Source organism: Micrococcus luteus NCTC 2665 (assembly GCF_000023205.1).
In the GTDB taxonomy this organism is placed as follows: domain Bacteria; phylum Actinomycetota; class Actinomycetes; order Actinomycetales; family Micrococcaceae; genus Micrococcus; species Micrococcus luteus.
On record NC_012803.1, the window covers coordinates 169,011 to 187,908 of the forward strand.

Consider the following 18,898-nt stretch of genomic DNA (forward strand, 5'->3'; position numbering starts at 1 on the left):
ATGCCGTCTCGTCCGACTTCCCCCGGGTCGAAGCCGTCCCCCGCCGTCTACCGCCGCCGGCGGCTCGTGGCCGCCCTGCTCGCCCTCGTGCTCCTGATCCTGGTGGGGTGGGCCGTCGTGGCGCTCGTCCGTGCCGGGATCGGCGCCTTCTCCTCCGAGGACGCCGACCCCTCCGCCGCCCCGACGCCGGTGCACTCCCCGTCGCCCGCCCCGGCCACGGACGCCGAGTCCGGCTCCGCCTCGCCCACCGTGGCCGTCGAGGACGCGGCCGAGTGCCAGCCCTCGGACCTGCGGATCGCCGCCTCCGCGGACCGGTCCGAGTACCAGCGGGGGGAGGAGGCCGAGCTGCGCCTGGGCATCACGAACCTCTCCTCGACCCCCTGCCGCACGGATGTGGGCACGGCCCGGCAGGAGTTCACGATCCGCACGGCCGAGGGCGACGACGTCTTCTCCACCCGCATCTGCCAGGCGGACCCCGCGGAGGCCCAGCGGGTGCTGTACCCGCACGAGGAGCTCACCGCCGTATACCGCTGGTCCGGCCGCGCCTCGAGCCAGGACTGCGGCCGCCTCGGCGCTCTCGCGGAGCCCGGGCCCCATCTGCTGACGGTCAGCCTCGGCGACGTCACCTCCCGCCCCGTCGCGCTGAAGATCCTCGAGGAGCTCGCCCCGGGGGCCCAGGACGGCAGCTCCTCGGCCACCCCCTCCTCGAGCGGCAGCGCCTCCCCGTCGGCGTCCGCCTCAGCTCCTGCGTCGGCCTCAGCCTCGGCGTCGGCCTCGCCGTCCGCGGCACCGGCCACGACCACCGACCCGTCGCCGTCGCCGTCTCGCTGAGCCGGGCGCGCCGTCAGCGGCCGGGGCCGGCATCCGGATGCGCGGCCGGGCCGCCGCCCGTCCACGTGGGGATCGTGGCGAGGGCCTCGCCGATCGAGCCGACCTCCGCCACCGTGAAGCCCGCCGGGACGTCCCCGAGCGGCTCGGGGGAGCGGGGGACCAGGGCGCGGGTGAAGCCCAGCCGCGCGGCCTCGCGCACCCGTCGCCCGATGCCGGGCACGGGGCGCACCTCCCCGGCCAGCCCGAGCTCGCCGACCGCGATCATCCCCTGCGGGACGGGGGCCGAGAGCTTCGCCGAGGCCACGGCGACGGCCACGGCCAGGTCCGAGGCGGGCTCCGAGAGTCGCACGCCGCCCACGGTGGCCACGTAGCAGTCGTCCTGGGCGAGGGCGAAACGGGCCCGGCGCTGGAGCACGGCCAGGAGCATGTTCACGCGCGCCGCGTCCACGCCGGAGACGGTGCGGCGCGGGCTGCCGCCGGCGGACGGGGTGAGCAGGGACTGCACCTCGGCCACGAGCGGGCGCCGGCCCTCGAGCGTCACCGTCACGCACGTGCCCTCGACCGGCTCCGAGACGCCCGAGAGGAACAGGCCGGAGGGGTCGTCCAGGGACTCGATGCCGTCCTCCCTCAGGTCGAAGCAGCCGACCTCGTCCGTGGGTCCGAAGCGGTTCTTCACCGCACGCACCAGGCGTAGCCGTGAGTGGCGGTCCCCCTCGAACTGGCAGACCACGTCCACGAGGTGCTCGAGCAGCCGCGGACCCGCGATGGTCCCGTCCTTCGTCACGTGGCCCACCAGGACCGTGGTGATCCCCTTCTCCTTGGCCGTGCGGATGAGGCTGGCCGCCACCTCGCGCACCTGGCTGACGCCCCCGGCGATCCCGTCCACCTCGGTGGACTGCAGGGTCTGCACGGAGTCCACGATCACCAGCTCCGGGTCCGTCCGCTCGATCTGCCCCAGCGCCCGGCCCAGGTCCGTCTCCGCCGTCAGACGCAGGGTGTCCGCGATCGCCCCGATCCGGTCTGCCCGAGAGCGCACCTGGGCCGCCGACTCCTCGCCCGTCAGGTACAGCACCGAGCGTGGACCGCCGCCGCCCGCGCCGCGGGCCGTCTGGGCGGCCACGTCCAGCAGCAGCGTGGACTTGCCGATGCCCGGCTCGCCGGCCAGCAGGATCACCGCGCCCGGCACGAGGCCGCCGCCGAGCACGCGGTCCAGCTCGCGCACCCCCGTGGAGCGGAACGAGGCCAGCGTGGCGTCCACGTCCGCGATGCGCGGCGCGACCTCCGCGACCGTGGCCGCGCGCGTGCGGCCGGTGGTGGACGTCAGGCCGATCTCCTCGACCGTGCCCCACGACTGGCACTCCCCGCAGCGGCCGACCCACTTCACGGTGGTCCAGCCGCACTCGGTGCAGCGGTATCCGGGGGCGCGCTTCGGGGCGGTCTTGGTGGCCATGCGCCCACTCTAGGAGCCGGGGCGGACGCGTTAACCGGCCCGCGCACGGCCCCGCCGTCGACCGCCGGGGCCGCGCTCCGCCGTCGGGCTCAGACGCGGGGCAGGTAGGCCCGCGCCTCGTCGTGCTCGGCGCCCGTGGCCTCGATGAGGTCCACCATCATGGGCCGCAGCAGCATCACGAGCGCCTCGCCGTGCACGGATCCGCCGCCCAGCTGGTGCGGGTCCAACGCGGAGGCGGACGCCCCCAGGGCGTCCCGCGCCACGGACAGCGAGCGATGGCGGCCCTCGGCCTGGGGCTCCACGAGGGAGCGGTGCAGGATCTCGACGGCGTCCGCGGCGTCGTCGAACCAGGCGGCCAGGCGCTCGCGGTCGTCGTCGTCGAGCACGCCCTCGTCCAGGGCCGAGACCACCCGCCGGGCCACGATCCGCAGGGAGCGCACCGCCAGATCCGAGCGGTCCGCCGCGTTCACCGCGTCCTCCACGAAGGAGCGCGAGGAGCGGTGCAGCGGGTTGAACACGGTCTGCTCATGTGTGACGCGCAGCTCCTTGCGCAGCGCCTCCAGCGTGGTGTGCGTGCCGCGGCTGGCCACCAGCGCCATCCAGGCGGTGCGGGAGTCGTTCTCCCGCAGGGCCCGGGAGAGGTCGCGCAGCACCGTGGCGATCGAGTCGTAGAGTCCACCCAGCTGACGCACCGCGGGACGGCGCACGTCCTGGGGCGAGAGGAACGTGACGAGCAGGGCCAGGACGCCGCCCACGATCGCGTCCTGGCTGCGGACGAACGGCCCTCCCGTGCCGGTGGGCAGGAGGACCACGAGGACGGACTGCAGGGACATCTGCATCGTGAATGTGGCGCCGGAGTCCAGGAACCGGGCCACCATCACGGACACGAACAGGACCACCGAGGCCTGCCACAGGCCGCGGCCGAGCCCGACCATGAGCAGGTCCCCGATCAGGATGCCGACGGTGCAGCCGACGGCGACCTCGGCCACCTTGCGCAGCTTCGGCTCCCGTTGGAAGCCGAGGGCGATCAGTAGGGCGGTGGAGGCGAACAGGGGCTGCTGGTGGCCCAGGACGGCCTCCGCGAACCAGTAGGCGCCCACCGCGCAGACAGCGACGAGGGCGGCCTGGCCCACGGAGGAGCGGACGCGGGACCAGCCCGCACGGGCGCGCCGACGCAGGAAGCGGCCGAGACGTTCCCCGCGGGTCTGGGGGTCGACCATCGGCACCGTGCCCGTGGCGGTGGCGAAGCGGTCCGTCATGCGGCCAGCCTAGTCCGACGCCGCGGTGCCCCCGCCGTGCGAGGCTCAACCAAGCATTGTGGCCCACGGCACAGATCATTCCTGCGAATGCCGCTCCCGTTCACCATCTGTTCACCCCGGCCGAGCACTCGATTCACCTCTGGACCGTACGGTCGGGTGCGGTGCAGAACCGGGCCAGCCGGACGCTCTGCCCTCACCGTCGTCATCCGATTGAAAGAGGCTCTTCGTGAAGGCTCACCGCTTCGGCCGCTCCGCCGCCCTCCTGTCCGTGGCCGCCATCGCCCTGACCGCCTGCTCCTCCGCGGGCAACACCGACAACGGCTCGTCCTCCTCCGCCGCCGGGGACACCGGCTCCGAGCAGGCGACCTTCGAGGCCAAGGGCCAGCTGAAGGGCGCCGGCGCCACCTCGCAGGAGTCCGCCATCGGTGCGTGGGCCGACGGCGTGACCTCGGTCGCCCCCGAGCTGACCGTGCAGTACTCGCCGGACGGCTCCGGCGCCGGCCGCGAGAAGTTCCTCGCCGGCGCCGTCTCCTTCGCCGGCTCCGACTCCGCCATGAAGGACGAGGAGGCCGACAAGGCCAAGGAGGTCTGCGGCGACCAGGGCGCCTTCCACGTGCCCGCCTACGTCTCCCCGATCGCCATCGCCTACAACCTGCCCTCCGTCAAGGAGGACATCAAGATGGACGCGGAGACCGTGGCCAAGGTGTTCTCGGGCGAGATCAAGAAGTGGAACGACGACGCCATCGCCTCGCAGAACGAGGGCGTCGAGCTGCCCGACACCGACATCACCGTCGTGCACCGCTCGGACAAGTCCGGCACCACCAAGAACTTCGTGTCCTACCTCTCCGAGGCCGCCCCGGAGGCCTGGACCTACGAGGTCGCCGAGGAGTGGCCGTCCGACATCACCGCCGAGTCCGCGCAGGGCACCAAGGGCGTCGTGGGTCAGGCCTCCTCCACCGAGGGCGCCATCACCTACACCGACGCCTCGGCCGTGGGCACCCTGGGCACCGTCGACGTCAAGGTCGGCGACGAGTACGTGAAGGAGTCCCCGGAGGCCGCCGCCAAGCTGGTCGAGACCTCGGAGGAGAAGGAGGACGGCTCGCTCGAGATCGACCGTGCCACCACCGAGCAGGGCGTGTACCCCGTCGTGCTGGTCTCCTACCACATCTACTGCAACCAGTACGACTCGCAGGAGACCGTGGACCAGGTGAAGGCCTTCGGCGAGTACGTCGTGTCCGAGGACGGCCAGAAGGCCGCCCAGGAGGCCGCCGGCAACGCCCCCATCACCGCGGCCACCCGCGATGCCGCGATGAAGCGCATCGAGGCCATCTCCGTCCAGGGCTGACCCAGGTCCTCGACCTGATCGTCCCTCCGCTTCGGCCGCCGAGCCCCTGCTGGGGCCCGGCGGCTGAAGCCGCCTCCGGGCACCGTCCCGCACGGCCCATCCCCGCCCCCTGACCCCGCAATCGAGGGAAAGCACCGTGACCTCACCTGCCGTCGAGACGACCAAGGGCTCGTCCACGTCGCTGCGCGGCTCGCGTCGCGGCACCGCCGGAGACAGCATCTTCTCCGGCTTCGCCCTGGCGTCCGCCGTCCTGATCCTTCTCGTCCTCGCCTTCGTGGCCATCTTCCTGGTGGGGGAGGCATGGCCGGCCATCAAGCCCGGCGCCGAGCTCGAGTCCGCCGACTCCTTCTTCCAGTACGTCTGGCCGCTCATGGCCGGTACGGTCATGGCCGCCATCATCGCGCTGCTGCTGGCCACCCCGGTCGCCGTCGGCGTCGCGCTGTTCATCTCGCACTACGCCCCTCGGCGCATCGCCCAGCCGGTCGGCTTCGTCATCGACCTGCTGGCCGCCATCCCGTCGGTGGTCTACGGCGTGTGGGGGTGGCTGACCCTGGCGCCGCTCATGGTGCCGATCTACGCCTGGCTCAACAAGTACCTCGGCTTCATCCCGTTCTTCTCCGGCAGTGCCAGCACCACCGGCCGCACGCTGCTGACGTCCGGCGTCGTGCTCGCGGTCATGGTGCTGCCGATCATCACCGCGCTCTGCCGCGAGATCTTCACGCAGACCCCGAAGCTGCACGAGGAGGCCGCGCTCGGCCTCGGCGCCACGCGCTGGGAGATGATCAAGATGACCGTCTTCCCGTTCGCCCGCGCCGGCATCGTCTCCTCGATCATGCTCGGCCTGGGCCGCGCGCTGGGCGAGACCATGGCCGTGACCATGGTGCTCTCGGGCGGCGTGTTCGCCTGGTCGCTCGTCGAGTCGGGCAAAAACCAGACGATCCCGTCGGAGATCGCCCTGAACTTCCCGGAGGCCTTCGGCATGCGCCTCCACGAGCTGATCGCCGCGGGCCTCATGCTCTTCGTCATCACCCTCGCGGTGAACATGATCGCCCGAGCGATCGTGAACAAGCACAAGGAATTCTCGGGGGCCAACTGACATGAGCACCACAGCAACCACCACGCGCCCCGAGGGGGGCCTGCAGAGCCCGCGGACGAACTCGCTGACCAGCGGTCAGATGCCGGGCTGGACCTGGATGGTCGTCGCGGCCGGGGCCATCGTCCTCGGCGCGCTCATCACCTTGCTGCTCGCGGACGGCTTCAACGTCGCCGGGTTCCTCGTCATCACCGCCGTCCTGTTCGTGATCGGCATGTACGGGGCCACTCGCGTGCTGGAGAACCGTCGGCGCGCCACGGACGGCCTGTGGCGGCACCTCGTGTGGCTCGCCTTCCTGATCGCCCTGGCCCCGCTGATCTCGGTCCTCTGGTCCGTGATCGCCACCGGCCTGCCGACGCTGATCTCCAACCCGCACCTGATCGCGTACGACATGAAGGGCGTCACCGGCGTCGCCGACGCCAACTGGGTCGAGGTGGGCATGCCCGCCGGCGACCTGCCCGGCGGCTTCGGCCACGCCCTCCTCGGCACCGTGCTCATCACGCTGATCGCGACGCTGATCTCCGTGCCGATCGGCATGCTCACCTCCATCTACCTGGTGGAGTACGGCCGCGGCGGCTGGTTCTCCCGCGCCATCGTGTTCTTCGTGGACGTGATGACCGGCATCCCCTCGATCGTGGCAGGCCTCTTCGCCTACGCCGCGGTCTCGTGGGTCCTCACGCTCACGATGGGCAGCCAGTCGAAGGCGTTGCAGACGGTCCAGATGGGCTTCAGCGCCGCGATCGCCCTCTCCGTGCTGATGATCCCCGTGGTCGTCCGTTCCACCGAGGAGATGCTCCGCGTGGTGCCGAATGAGCTCCGCGAGGGCGCCTACGCCCTGGGCGTGCGCAAGTGGCAGACCATCGCCAAGGTGGTCCTGCCCACCGCGATCTCCGGCATCGCCTCCGGCGTGACGCTGGCCATCGCGCGCGTCGCCGGCGAGACCGCGCCGATCCTCGTGACGGCCGGCTTCGCCCAGAGCGTCAACTGGAACCCGTTCGACGACTGGATGACGGCGCTGCCGGTGTACATCTACCGTCAGCTGGTCTCGCCGCTCTCCCCGACCGCGGCGGATCCGTCCACGGCCCGCGCCTGGGCCGCGGCCCTGCTCCTCGTCTTCATCGTCATGATGCTGAACCTGGCCGCCCGTCTGATCGCCCGGGCCTTCGCCCCGAAGACCGGCCGCTGACCATCGGCCGCCCCGGCCCACGCCGGGGCGGCCACCCCTCGCAGACTCTCCCGCTCCCCAGCGACTCCAGAAGGAACCCCGCCTCATGTCCAAGCGCATCCAGGCCATCGACGTCGATGTCTTCTACGGCAAGTTCAAGGCCGTCGAGGGCGTCAACATCGACATCGCCCCCCGCTCCGTCACCGCCTTCATCGGCCCCTCCGGCTGCGGCAAGACCACCTTCCTGCGCAGCATCAACCGCATGCACGAGGTGCTCCCCGGCGCCACCGTGGACGGCAAGCTCCTGCTCGACGGCGAGGACATCTACGGGCCCGGTGTGGACCCGGTCCGCGTCCGTTCCCAGATCGGCATGGTCTTCCAGCGCCCGAACCCGTTCCCCACGATGTCCATCCGCGACAACGTGCTGGCCGGCTACAAGCTCAACGGCACCCGCCTGAACAAGTCCCGTGCGGACGAGCTCGTGGAGAAGTCCCTGCGCGGCGCCAACCTGTGGAACGAGGTCAAGGACCGCCTCGACAAGCCCGGCTCCGGCCTCTCCGGCGGCCAGCAGCAGCGTCTGTGCATCGCCCGCTCCATCGCGGTGCAGCCCGACGTGATCCTCATGGACGAGCCCTGCTCCGCGCTCGACCCGATCTCCACCCTCGCCGTCGAGGACCTGATCAACGAGCTCAAGGAGGAGTACACGGTCATCATCGTCACGCACAACATGCAGCAGGCCGCGCGCGTGGCGGACAAGACCGCGTTCTTCAACATCCAGGGCGTCGGCAAGCCCGGCAAGCTGATCGAGTACGACGACACCGACGTCATCTTCAACAACCCCTCGAGCCAGCAGACCGAGGACTACGTCTCCGGCCGCTTCGGCTGAGCCGTCCCGCGCTCCATCCCCGACCCCGTCCGGCCGCACGCCGGGCGGGGTCGCGGCGTCTGCGGGGCCGGGCGTCGTCGTCGGGCGCGGCCTCAGGCCAGCGGGACGAGGGCCAGCGTGCCGAGGAGGCCGAGGAGCGCGCAGGCCACCGGCGTGAGCACCCACCAGCCGACCACGCGCAGCACGGTGGGCCAGCGCACGGACGCGTAGGTCTGCGTCTGGCCGGCACCCACGATGGCCGCCGTCGCCGTGTGGGTGGAGGACAGGGGCAGGTGGAACACCAGGGATCCGACGAACAGCAGGCCCGCGGGGATGACGGCGGCCACGGACGCCCGCAGGGGGTCGAGGCGGACGAGACGCTCGGTGAGGGTCCAGGCGATCCGCCAGGCGCCACCCAGCGTGCCGAGCCCGACCGCGAAGGCGAACAGGAACGCGCCCCCCACGAACTCGGCCGTCAGGGCGTCCGGCGCCAGGACGGACCCGGACCCCACCAGCACGGCGGCCCACAGCACCCCCATGCGCTGACCGGCCTGCAGGCCGTGGCCCATGGCCATGGCGCTGGCGGAGATGCCCAACGCGACGCGGGCCCGGTGCTGGACGTTGACCGTGGTGCCCCGGGTGGCGAGCCGCATGGCGGGGGCGGTGAGCAGGCGGGCGAGCGCCCATGCGATCAGGGGCGAGAGCAGCAGGCTGAGCAGCACCTCGGCGCGGACGAGGTCGAAGATGGTGTGGGCGACGTCGACGTCCAGACTCAGGCGCACGGCGAGGTGGCTGCCCGCCAGCGCGGAGATCAGCGCGTGCGTGCTGGAGCTGGGCAGGCGCCGCCACCACAGCAGCAGACCCCACACGAGGGTCACCGCGCAGGACACGCCCACGGCCAGGGGGCCGATCTCGCTGCGCACCGCGGGCGAGGTGAAGTAGTGCACGCTCAGCGTGATGAGCCCGATGCCCAGCAGGGCGCCCACGGTGTTGACCGCCCCGGTCAGGAGGAGGGCCCCGCGCGGGGTCAGCGCCCGGTACCGGACAGGCAGCGCCGCGGCGTTGGGGGCGTCGCGGAACCCCATCAGCGCGCCGACGGCGCACAGCAGCACGAGGACGACGGCGAGCCCCGCGGTCACGGCGCCTCCACCGGCTCAGGACTCACGGACGAGCACCATGCCCAGGTCCATGTTCACGCGGGAGAGGGCCTCGAGTGCCGCGTGCAGCGCCCAGGCGACCTCGCGCTGGCGGTTGTAGTCGCGCTGCAGCAGGTCCATGCCGAGGTCGGCGAGCCACTCGACCATGATCCGCTCCGTGCGGCGGGAGGCGCGCAGCAGCTGCATCCACGTGGCCTCCAGGGCGTCGAGGTCGCGCATCTCGGCGGCGCTGCGGGCGAGCAGCTCGGCCTGCCGGCCCACGGTCTCGAGGACGTCGAGGGCGTGCGTCGGCAGCTCTTCGAGGTCGGCCCGTTGGATCAGCACGCCCGCCGACACGACGCGCCGGGTGGCCGCGTGCACGCCGCTGGCCAGCCGGTAGAGGTCCTGACGGGGCAGCGGAGTCACGTAGGCGCTGCGCAGCGCGGTGAGGAAGGCCATGAGGGTGGCGCTCGAGGACGAGTCGAGCTCCTCGAGCTCACGGGCGGCACGGTCCGCCTCGGGTCCGCGGGTCCCTGCGACCTGGGCCACCAGATGCACGGACCGGTGCAGGGCCTCGGCGAGGTCTGCCATGTGACGCAGCGCCGGGGTGTCGCGCGTGACGAGCCAGGGCATGCGGGGGGACATGGGCAGCGGTCGCTCTCTCGTCGACGGGTGGCGAAGGGGTCGACGACGACGCCAGACCGGGAACGCCTCTCGGCGGAAGGCCGCTCGCAGCGGCTGTGTGTTGGAGCCCGGGGTTACCAGCGGCCCGGCGCCGTCCCCTTCAGTCTAGCGATCCGTCCCGAAACGCTCGACCCGCCGCCTCCAGGGCGTCGGCGGTGCTGACCAGGCGCGCGGCCCGGCGGGTGAGGGCGGCGGCGCGGTCCGGGGCGGCGGCCTCGGAGCCCTCGGCGTGCTCGACCTGGCCCAGGGCCACGACGCGGGCGTAGGCCGCGGCGCGCTCGAACGCGACGTCGATCTCGGAGCGGTAGGCGCCCGTGAGGATCGTGTCCGTGAGGCGGCGCAGCTCGGCCGGCCCCGGCGGCTCGACGGCGCCCGCCACGACGCGCGAGGCGTAGGCGGCGTGCCCGGCGCGGTACCAGGCGGCCCAGCGTTCGCCGTCGCGGGCCGTCGCCTCCTGGAGCACGTACAGGCGCCACAGGGCGCCGGCGAGCGAGACGGGCGGGGCGTCCGCCCACAGCTCCGCGAGCGTCTCGACGCCCAGCTCGCGGACCAGCCCGACCAGCCGCTCGACGACGGCCGGGTCCTCCTCCGCGCGGCCGCCGGCCACGAGGGCGTGGGCCAGGCGCGAGGCCGCCGCGGCCACTTCCTGCGGGTCTTCGCCGCCGGCGAAGTGCGTGAGCTCCTGCGGCTCCGAGAGGCGGGGCCGGTGGGGGCGCAGCACGCCCGAGGCGCTCGAGCTGGCGCCGCGGCCGGCGGGCAGGCGGTGACGTGCCATGGGCGGGCTCCCTTCGAGGGCGCATCGGGGTGGGGATGTGGTCGCCGGAGGCGGCGGCCCCGTCCACGGTAGTGCCCCGGACGCCTGGGCTACCATCGGAGGGCACCCGTGAGGGTCGCCGTCGTCGGCCGCACGCCGTCGTCGTCGGCCGCGGGTGGGGGCCTTTAGCTCAGCTGGCAGAGCATCGGACTTTTAATCCGCCGGTCGCGGGTTCGATCCCCGCAGGGCCCACCGGAGAACGGCCCCTGACCCGGCGCGATGCCCGGTCGGGGGCCCTCCCTAGGATGGAGCCATGAGCCCCACGCCCACACCAGTCACCGAGACGATCAGTTCCGGCCACAGCGTGGTGTGGTCGCGCCCGCCGGCGGAGCGCGCGGGCACGGACCTGGTGCTCGTGTTCCACGGCTACGGCTCCAACGAGGTCCGCGCGGCGCGCCGCCACTTCCCGATGCTCCCGGAGCGGTGCACCGGCCTGGCGGTGCGCGGCGGCTTCGAGATCGACGAGACGGCCTCCGAGGGCCCGGGCGACCCCGGCGCACACGGCTGGTTCCTGCTCGACCTGCTGCTGCAGTCCGACTTCGCCCAGGTGCTCGCCGCCGCCCACCGCGTGTTCGACGTGCTCTCCGCCGAGGAGGTCGTGGCGGCCGGCTTCCGCACGGTCTCGGTGCTCGGCTTCTCCCAGGGCATGGCCATGGCGACGACGGTCCTGCGTCTGCGTCCCGAGGCGTTCACCTGCGGTGTGGGCCTGAGCGGCTTCGCCGTCGACAACGAGCTGCTGGCCATGCTCGACTCCCCGGCCGAGGGACCGGGCCCGCGCCCGTTCTTCTGGGGCCGGGACGCCGAGGACCCCGTGATCCATCCGGACGCCGTCGCCCACACCCGCGCGTGGGCCGAGGAGCACACCCGCCTGACCGTGCGCACCTACCCCGGGATCTTGCACGGGACCGGCCCCGACGAGGTCCGTGACGTGCGCATCTTCCTCGAGCACTCCCTGCGCGCGGCGACGCCCGGGTCCTGACCGCGGGGGTCGCGCGCCGATACTGTGGCGCGCATGGCAAAGAACTCGACGATCGGCCGGTACGCGTCCGGGAAGGTGAAGGACTTCGGGCTGAAGTCGGCACTCGATGAGAACGGCGAGCCCACGGAGGGCTTCGAGAAGGCCCTCTCCACGGTGTTGGCGGTCCAGCGCCCCCTGGTCCTGAAGAACATCCAGCGCATGGCGGCGAAGCACCCGGGGGAGAGCCCGGAGCGTCTCGCCGAGCGGCTCGGGCAGCAGTACCTGACCACCGTCACGGGGGCCGGTGCCGCCGTGGGCGGCACCGCGATCGTCCCGGGCATCGGCACCGTGGCCGCGCTCGGCCTGTCCGGTGTCGCGGTCGCCGGCTTCATGGAGGCCACCGCCCTCTACGCGCAGTCCCTCGCCGAGCTGCACGGCATCACCACGCAGGACCCGCAGCGCGCCCAGGCCCTCGTCATGGGCCTCATGCTCGGCGACGACGCCAAGGAGCTGCTCCGCGAGGCCGCCGCCAAGGCCGGCCGTCCCTACGACCCGCAGTCCAGCCTCAACGCGCTCGCGGGCACCGCATCGGGCACCGGCATCAGCGCGTTCGTGGTGGATCGCCTCAAGAGGACGTTCATGCGCAAGATGCGCCTGCGGCAGGGTGCCGGCTTCGTGGGCCGCGCCGTGCCGTTCGGCGTGGGCGCCGTGATCGGCGGCGTGGGCAACCGCGCCATGGGCAAGGCCGTGATGGAGAACGCCGCGGAGCTCTTCAGCCCCCTGCCGATGGTGATCCCCGGCGAGATCCGCGAGGGCGCCGCACAGGGGCGCGCCGATGGCACCAAGGACGACGGCGGCGTCTTCGGTGCGATCCGTCGCGCCCTGCCCGGCGGCAAGGACGAGAAGGACAAGCCCGCCGCCTGACGGCCTCGTCCCCGCGCTTTCGAACGTGAGAGAGGCCCAATCTCACGTTCGAAAGCGCCCATTCGCCCCATTTCACGTTCGAAAGTGCGGGGTAGGGGCCGCGTCTCAGAGGAACAGCGTGGCCACCCCGTGGATCGCCAGGCCCGCGAGCGCGCCGACGACCGAGCCGTTGATGCGGATGAACTGCAGGTCCTTGCCCACGAACAGCTCGAGGGTGCGCGCGGTCTGCTCGCCGTCCCAGCGGGCGACCGTCTCCTCGATCACCCCGGTCACTGCCGGGCCGTAGGAGCTCAGCGCATACGCCGCGGCGCGGCGGGCGTGGCCGTCCACGCGGTCGCGCAGCTCGGGGTCCTCCTGCAGGCGGGCGCCGAGGTCGCGCAGGGCGGCCACGAGCGCGCGGTGCAGGTCGGAGGACGGGTCCTCGAGCGCATCCAGGAGCGAGTCCCGCAGGGAGACCCAGGCCCGCCCGGCCCATGCACGCAGCCGTTCGTCCGCGAACAGGTTCCGCTTGAACCGTTCCACCGAGGCGCGGGTGGCGGGCTCGTTCCGCATCTCGTCGGCGAGGCGGTCGAGCCAGTCGTCGACGGCGCGGCGGGCCTCGTGCTGCCGGTCGCGGCGGATGCCGGCGAGGTACTTGAGGGTCTCGGCGTGCAGTCGCTCGGCGAGGAGGCGGTCCACGAGGTCCGGGCTCCACTCGGGGGAGCGGCGGCGCACCGTCTCGACGAACAGCTCGGGGTGGGCGGCCACCCAGTCCCCGGTGTGGGCGACCACGAGGTCCACCACGCGCTCGTGGTGCCGACCGGCCACCACGTCCTCCAGCACGCCCGCGAGCGTGGGGGACCAGTCCGGGGCCACCATGTGGCGTTCCATCAGCTGGTGCAGCAGCTCCTGGACGGCGTCGTCGTCGGCCGCGGCCATGGCGCCCCGGGCCGCGGTCGCGATCTCCCGGGCGGTGCGGGCCGCGTTCTCCTCACGGCGCAGCCAGCCGCCGGCGGCCTCGGCCACCTTCAGCCCGTCGACCTTCTCGTGGGCGACCTCCGAGTCCAGGAAGTTCTCCTGCACGAACTCGGTCAGCGCGGCGCCGAGCTGGTCCTTCTTCCGCGGGATCAGGGCGGTGTGCGGCACGGGCACACCCATCGGGTGGCGGAACAGCGCCGTGACCGCGAACCAGTCCGCCAATGCGCCGACCATGCCGCCCTCCGCGGCGGCGCGCACGTAGCCCCACACCGGGTGGACGTCCTGCAACGGGAACGCGACCACGAACACCACGGCCAGCAGGATGAGCAGCCCCAGGGCGACGGCCTTCATGCGCCGCAGGCCCGCCGCGCGTTCGAGGGCGCCGGCGCTGAGCAGCTGCTGGGCGGGGTCGGGGGAGAAGGACACGGGAGGCTCCTGATCGCGTGCACCGAATGGTCCCCACCAGTTAACCAGCCGGGCACCCTGCGGTGACGTGGCCGGCACACGCGCTCCCTAGCCTGGCGGCGTGCCCGCCCTCGTGATCGCCCACCGCGGTGCCTCCGCCGCCTTCCCCGAGCACACCCGCGCCGCCATGCTCCACGCCCTCGCCGTGGGCGCGGACGGTCTCGAATGCGACGTCCAGCTCACGCGGGACCGCGAGGTCGTCTGCTGGCACGACCCCACCGTGGACCGCACCTCGGACGGGCGCGGCGCCGTCGCGGACCACACGCTCGAGGGTCTGCGTGCCCTCGACGTCGTCTCGTGGCACGCCCGGCGTCCGGGGGCCGAATCCACCACGACGACGGCACCGCCCGCTGCGTACGGCGGCGCGGGGGAGCAGGTGCTCACCCTGGCCGACCTCCTGGCGATCGCGACGGCCGCGGACCGGCCGCTGCGCCTGGCCGTGGAGCTCAAGCACCCCTCCCCGTTCGGGCATGAGCTCGAGGAGCGGGTGCTGCGGGAGCTGCTGCGGGCCGGCTGGGACTCGGAGACCGGCCGGGTGGGTCAGGTGCAGGTGTCCCTCATGAGCTTCCACCCGGACGCGCTGCGCCACGTGGCGCCGCTGGCCGGCACGGACCCCCTCTGCCCCCTGATGGATCTCATGCCGACGGAGCTGCCGACCCGGCTCGCGCGGGGGCCGCTGAGCCGGGCGGCGGTGCGCGCGGCGGCGCGCCAGTCGCTGGCCGGGTCCGAGGCGCTCGTCTGGCGCGGCCGGGCCGGGATGGCGGGGCCCTCCGTGGCCTACGTGCGGGAGCACCTGGCGGACGTGAAGGCGTGGCTGGCGGCGGGGCGGCGGCTGCGCGTGTGGACCGTCGATGAGCGCGAGGATGCCGAGTTCCTCCTCGCCCAGGGGGTGCAGGAGCTCACCACCAACCGTCCGGCGGACGTGCTGCGCTGGGTCCGCGAGCGGGCCGCCGCGCGTCGGGAGCGGACGCCCGCCGGGGTCTGAGGGCGCCGTGCCGCACGCGCAGACGCGGCCTGCGTTGCGTTCCTGCCCGCGCTGGTGGTTATAGTCACATCCAGGACCGTGCTCCAGGTCACATCCGACGGCGCAGTCCCCTCGCACCCGTGTCTCGGCTGAGACCTCTCCCGGAGGAGCCCCCATGGCCACCCGTCTGCGTCACCGACTCCTGTCCGCCGCCGCGCTCACCGCGGCCGGCGCCCTGCTCGTCACCGGCTGCGCCCAGAGCCAGCGCGACGGCGGCGGCTCCGGCGGCTCGGGCGGGGGCGACGCCGCCCAGGTGGACGGCTCGTTCATCTTCGCCGCGTCCTCCGACCCGAAGACCCTGGACCCGGCCTTCGCCTCCGACGGCGAAACCTTCCGGGTCTCCCGTCAGATCTTCGAGGGCCTCGTGGGCACGAAGCCGGGCACCGCGGACCCCGCGCCGCTGCTCGCCGAGTCCTGGGAGTCCTCGGAGGACGGCCTCACGCACACCTTCACCCTGAAGGAGGGCGTGCGCTTCCACGACGGCGAGCCGTTCAACGGGGAGGCCGTGTGCGCCAACTTCGACCGCTGGTACAACTTCACGGGCATCCAGCAGTCGGAGACCCTCTCGTACTACTACGGCAAGCTGTTCCGCGGCTTCGCGGACAAGCCCGAGGACGCCGTCTACAAGGAGTGCGAGGCCACCGGCGAGCACGAGGCGAAGATCACGCTGGCGCAGCCGTTCGCGGGCTTCATCTCCTCCCTGTCCCTGCCGGCCTTCGCCATGCAGTCGCCGAAGGCGCTCGAGGAGTACAAGGCGGACGAGGTGGGCGGCACCGCCGAGTCGCCGCAGCTGTCCGAGTACGCCCGGGCCCACCCCACCGGCACCGGCCCCTACAAGTTCGAGTCCTGGAGCGTGGGTGAGGACATCAAGCTCACCGCCAACGAGGACTACTGGGGCGAGGGCGGCGAGGTCACGGACATCACCTTCCGCGTGATCGACGACCCGGTGGCCCGCCGTCAGGCGCTCGAGGCCGGGGACATCGACGGCTATGACCTCGTGGCCCCCGCGGACACCGCGGCCCTGTCCGAGGCCGGCTTCAACGTGGTGGCCCGCGACCCGTTCACCATCCTCTACCTGGGCCTGAACCAGGAGAAGGAGGAGCTCCAGGACGTCCGGGTGCGCCAGGCGATCGCCTACGCGATCGACAAGGACGCCCTCATCGCGCAGACCCTCCCCGAGGGCACGGAGCCCGCCACCCAGTTCATCCCGAAGTCCGTGAACGGGTACAGCGAGGACGTCACCACGTACGAGCACGACCCCGCCAAGGCCAAGGCGCTGCTCGCCGAGGCCGGCTACCCGGACGGCTTCACGATCGACTTCAACTACCCCACCGGCGTCTCGCGCCCGTACATGCCGACCCCCGAGCAGGCGTTCTCCAACATCTCGAGCCAGCTGGCCGAGGTGGGCATCACGGTGAACGCGAAGCCGGCCAAGTGGAGCCCGGACTACCTCGACCAGGTGCAGGGCTCCGCGGACCACGGCATCCACCTGCTCGGCTGGACCGGCGACTACAACGACACGGACAACTTCGTGGGCGTGTTCTTCGGCCAGGAGAAGCCCGAGTTCGGCTTCACCGACGAGGAGCTGTTCTCCGCCCTCGAGGAGGCCCGCCAGATCCCGACGCTCGAGGAGCAGACGCCGAAGTACCAGGAGATCAACCAGCAGATCTCCGAGATCGTCCCGGCGGTCCCGCTCGCCCACCCGGCCCCGTCGCTGGCCTTCGACAAGCGCGTGGCCTCCTACCCGGCGAGCCCGGTCAACGACGAGGTCTTCAACGAGATCGACCTGACCGAGTGAGCCCGGCGGGCCGGGGACGACCCGCCCCACCCGCGACGACGGCGCCGCGCCCCGGCGCCGTCGTCGCGGGCCCGCCCGTCACCGCCTGTCCCTCGCACCGACCGGCCCGGCCCCCGCGCCGGCATGGAGGCCCCTCGTGCTCAGACTCATCGGCAAGCGCCTGCTGCTGCTGATCCCCACCCTGTTCGGACTGTCCGTCCTGCTGTTCGTGTGGGTCCGCAGCCTGCCCGGCGGCCCCGCCACCGCCCTGCTCGGCGACCGCGCCACCCCCGAGGCCGTGGCCCGGGTGAACGCGGCGTACGGCTTCGACAAGCCCCTGCTCGAGCAGTACGCCACCTACATGGGGCGGCTGCTGCGCGGCGACTTCGGCACCTCGATCATGACGAATCGGTCCGTGGTCGAGGAGTTCGCGGACCGCTTCCCGGCCACGCTGGAGCTCTCGATCTTCGCGATCGTGTTCGCGGTGGTCATCGGCATCCCGCTCGGCTACTGGGCCGCCCGCCATGTGGGCCGGTGGCAGGACGACGTCGCCGTCGTGCTGTCCCTGATCGGCGTGGTGGTGCCCGTGTTCTTCCTGGCGTTCATCCTCAAGTGGGTGTTCGCGGTGAAGCTGGGCTGGCTGCCCACGGACGGCCGACAGGACCCGCGGATCGACGCCACCCACTACACGAACTTCTACGTGTGGGACGGCATCATCACCGCCGAGTGGGACGCGGCCCTGAACGCGCTGACCCACCTGGTGCTGCCCGGCATCGCGCTGGGCACCATCCCGCTGGCGATCATCGCGCGCATCACCCGCGCCTCCGTGCTGGACGTGCAGGACGCGGACTTCGTGCGCACGGCCCGCGCCAAGGGCCTGGCCCCGCGCCTGATCCGGGACCGGTTCATCATGCGCAACGCCCTGCTGCCGGTGAGCACCACGCTCGGCCTGCAGCTGGGCCTGCTGATCTCCGGGGCGGTGCTCACCGAGACGGTGTTCGCGTTCAACGGGATCGGCCGGTTCCTCGCCCAGGCGATCTTCCAGCTCGACTTCCCGGTGCTGCAGGGCTTCATCATCTTCATCGCCCTGCTCTACTCGCTGATCAACCTGGTCGTGGACGTCTCCTACGGCCTCATCGACCCGAGGGTGCGTGTCTCATGAGCGTGAACCTGCCCCCCAGCCCCGGCGGCGGACCCACCGAGCACGCCGTCGACCACGCGCTGGCGCCCGTCGAGGCCGGGGCCACCCAGGCGACCACCGAGGCCGCCGCGGACGCACGCGGCACCTCCGTGTGGGGCGCCGCGTTCCAGCGGCTGCGCCGCAACCCGGCGGCGATCGCCGGCGCCGTGATCGTGCTGCTCTTCGTGCTCGTGGCCGTCCTCGCCCCGGTGCTGGCCCCGTACGCGGGCACGGCCACACCCGGCATGCGCGAGATCCGCCCCACCCACGTGCCCGGCCCCGGCGAGGTGGCCGGCTACCCGCTGGGCCTGGACCGCTTCGGCGGGGACGTGCTCTCCAAGCTGATCTGGGGCGCGCAGGCCTCGCTGCTCATCGGCGTCATCTCGACGGCGTTCGGCCTGGCCGGCGGCATGCTGCTCGGCCTGCTGGCCGGCACGTTCGGCGGCTGGGTGGACTCCGTGGTGATGCGAGTCGTGGACATCCTGCTCTCGGTGCCCAACCTGCTGCTGGCGGTGTCCATCGCGGCGATCCTCGGGCAGACCCCGTTCGCGGTGATGATCGCGATCGGGGTGGCGCAGGTGCCCGTGTTCGCGCGGCTGCTGCGGTCCTCGATGCTCACGCAGAAGGGGTCGGACTACGTGCTCGCGGCGCAGACCCTCGGCCTCTCGCGCGGACGGATCACGATGTCCCACGTGCTGCCGAACTCGCTGGGCCCCGTGATCGTGCAGGCCACGCTCACCCTGGCCACGGCCGTGATCGACGCGGCCGCCCTGTCCTTCCTCGGCCTCGGCGGCGGCCGCCCCGAGACCGCCGAGTGGGGCCGCATGCTCACCTACGCGCAGGCCGAGCTGGGCATCAACCCGTGGCTCGCGTTCCTGCCCGGCCTGTGCATCGCCATCACCGCGCTCGGCTTCACCCTGCTGGGCGAGTCCCTGCGCGAGGCCCTCGACCCGACCTCCCGGAGGCGCTGA

17 protein-coding genes and 1 tRNA gene are annotated in these 18,898 nt (G+C 72.6%); 12 read left to right on the plus strand and 6 right to left on the minus strand.

Annotated elements, in window-relative coordinates; all coding sequences use genetic code 11:
• Positions 1-831: a hypothetical protein gene (locus tag MLUT_RS12355; RefSeq protein ID WP_012750699.1), complete on the plus strand. Its 831-nt coding sequence runs from the start codon at positions 1-3 to the stop codon at positions 829-831.
• A gap of 13 nt (positions 832-844) precedes the next feature.
• On the opposite strand, the gene radA is transcribed toward MLUT_RS12355, so the two are convergent.
• Together radA and MLUT_RS12365 are read right to left on the minus strand one after the other, a co-directional pair.
• Entirely contained in the window at positions 845-2,281 is a 1,437-nt protein-coding gene (gene radA / locus MLUT_RS12360; protein WP_010079638.1) for a DNA repair protein RadA, read from the minus strand.
• Positions 2,282-2,370: 89 nt separating this feature from the next.
• Positions 2,371-3,540 (minus strand): FUSC family protein, encoded by a 1,170-nt coding sequence (locus MLUT_RS12365; RefSeq protein WP_010079637.1) that lies wholly within the window; start codon positions 3,538-3,540, stop codon positions 2,371-2,373.
• A gap of 226 nt (positions 3,541-3,766) precedes the next feature.
• Between MLUT_RS12365 and MLUT_RS12370 the strand changes: the two genes are divergently transcribed.
• The 4 genes from MLUT_RS12370 (at position 3,767) to pstB (ending at position 8,029) form a co-directional block, all read left to right on the plus strand.
• On the plus strand, positions 3,767-4,885 hold the full coding sequence (locus MLUT_RS12370; protein ID WP_010079636.1) for a phosphate ABC transporter substrate-binding protein PstS: 1,119 nt from the start codon (positions 3,767-3,769) through the stop codon (positions 4,883-4,885).
• Positions 4,886-5,021: 136 nt separating this feature from the next.
• On the plus strand, positions 5,022-5,981 hold the full coding sequence (pstC, locus tag MLUT_RS12375) for a phosphate ABC transporter permease subunit PstC (protein WP_002856092.1): 960 nt from the start codon (positions 5,022-5,024) through the stop codon (positions 5,979-5,981).
• Position 5,982: 1 nt separating this feature from the next.
• Positions 5,983-7,164 (plus strand): phosphate ABC transporter permease PstA, encoded by a 1,182-nt coding sequence (pstA, locus tag MLUT_RS12380; RefSeq protein ID WP_041779770.1) that lies wholly within the window; start codon positions 5,983-5,985, stop codon positions 7,162-7,164.
• Between the two features lie 85 nt (positions 7,165-7,249).
• Positions 7,250-8,029 carry a phosphate ABC transporter ATP-binding protein PstB gene (pstB, locus tag MLUT_RS12385; protein ID WP_010079635.1) on the plus strand — a complete coding sequence of 260 codons (780 nt, stop codon included), beginning with the start codon at positions 7,250-7,252 and terminating at the stop codon, positions 8,027-8,029.
• 92 nt (positions 8,030-8,121) lie between these two features.
• Here pstB and MLUT_RS12390 read toward each other — a convergent pair whose 3' ends face one another.
• From MLUT_RS12390 to MLUT_RS12400, 3 genes are all read right to left on the minus strand, one after another.
• A complete protein-coding gene (locus MLUT_RS12390) occupies positions 8,122-9,147 on the minus strand; it encodes an inorganic phosphate transporter (protein WP_010079634.1) in 1,026 nt (341 codons plus the stop codon).
• 15 nt (positions 9,148-9,162) lie between these two features.
• Positions 9,163-9,789 carry a hypothetical protein gene (locus MLUT_RS12395; protein ID WP_010079633.1) on the minus strand — a complete coding sequence of 209 codons (627 nt, stop codon included), beginning with the start codon at positions 9,787-9,789 and terminating at the stop codon, positions 9,163-9,165.
• A gap of 139 nt (positions 9,790-9,928) precedes the next feature.
• A complete protein-coding gene (locus tag MLUT_RS12400; protein ID WP_010079632.1) occupies positions 9,929-10,603 on the minus strand; it encodes a hypothetical protein in 675 nt (224 codons plus the stop codon).
• Positions 10,604-10,761: 158 nt separating this feature from the next.
• Between MLUT_RS12400 and MLUT_RS12405 the strand changes: the two genes are divergently transcribed.
• The 3 genes from MLUT_RS12405 (at position 10,762) to MLUT_RS12415 (ending at position 12,524) form a co-directional block, all read left to right on the plus strand.
• Positions 10,762-10,834, plus strand: a tRNA-Lys gene (locus MLUT_RS12405).
• Between the two features lie 61 nt (positions 10,835-10,895).
• Positions 10,896-11,621, plus strand: a complete 726-nt coding sequence (locus MLUT_RS12410; protein WP_010079631.1) for an alpha/beta hydrolase — start codon at positions 10,896-10,898, stop codon at positions 11,619-11,621.
• 33 nt (positions 11,622-11,654) lie between these two features.
• Positions 11,655-12,524 carry a hypothetical protein gene (locus MLUT_RS12415; RefSeq protein WP_010079630.1) on the plus strand — a complete coding sequence of 290 codons (870 nt, stop codon included), beginning with the start codon at positions 11,655-11,657 and terminating at the stop codon, positions 12,522-12,524.
• A gap of 105 nt (positions 12,525-12,629) precedes the next feature.
• Here MLUT_RS12415 and MLUT_RS12420 read toward each other — a convergent pair whose 3' ends face one another.
• On the minus strand, positions 12,630-13,907 hold the full coding sequence (locus MLUT_RS12420) for a DUF445 domain-containing protein (RefSeq protein WP_010079629.1): 1,278 nt from the start codon (positions 13,905-13,907) through the stop codon (positions 12,630-12,632).
• Between the two features lie 100 nt (positions 13,908-14,007).
• Between MLUT_RS12420 and MLUT_RS12425 the strand changes: the two genes are divergently transcribed.
• The 4 genes from MLUT_RS12425 (at position 14,008) to MLUT_RS12440 (ending at position 18,898) form a co-directional block, all read left to right on the plus strand.
• The gene (locus MLUT_RS12425) at positions 14,008-14,931 is read left to right on the plus strand and encodes a glycerophosphodiester phosphodiesterase (RefSeq protein WP_010079628.1); all 924 of its coding nucleotides are present in this window, start codon (positions 14,008-14,010) and stop codon (positions 14,929-14,931) included.
• A 154-nt stretch (positions 14,932-15,085) separates the two neighbouring features.
• Positions 15,086-16,768: an ABC transporter substrate-binding protein gene (locus MLUT_RS12430; RefSeq protein WP_012750701.1), complete on the plus strand. Its 1,683-nt coding sequence runs from the start codon at positions 15,086-15,088 to the stop codon at positions 16,766-16,768.
• Between the two features lie 136 nt (positions 16,769-16,904).
• The gene (locus tag MLUT_RS12435) at positions 16,905-17,909 is read left to right on the plus strand and encodes an ABC transporter permease (protein WP_010079625.1); all 1,005 of its coding nucleotides are present in this window, start codon (positions 16,905-16,907) and stop codon (positions 17,907-17,909) included.
• Entirely contained in the window at positions 17,906-18,898 is a 993-nt protein-coding gene (locus MLUT_RS12440; RefSeq protein WP_010079624.1) for an ABC transporter permease, read from the plus strand. Before MLUT_RS12435 ends, MLUT_RS12440 begins: the two co-directional genes overlap by 4 nt.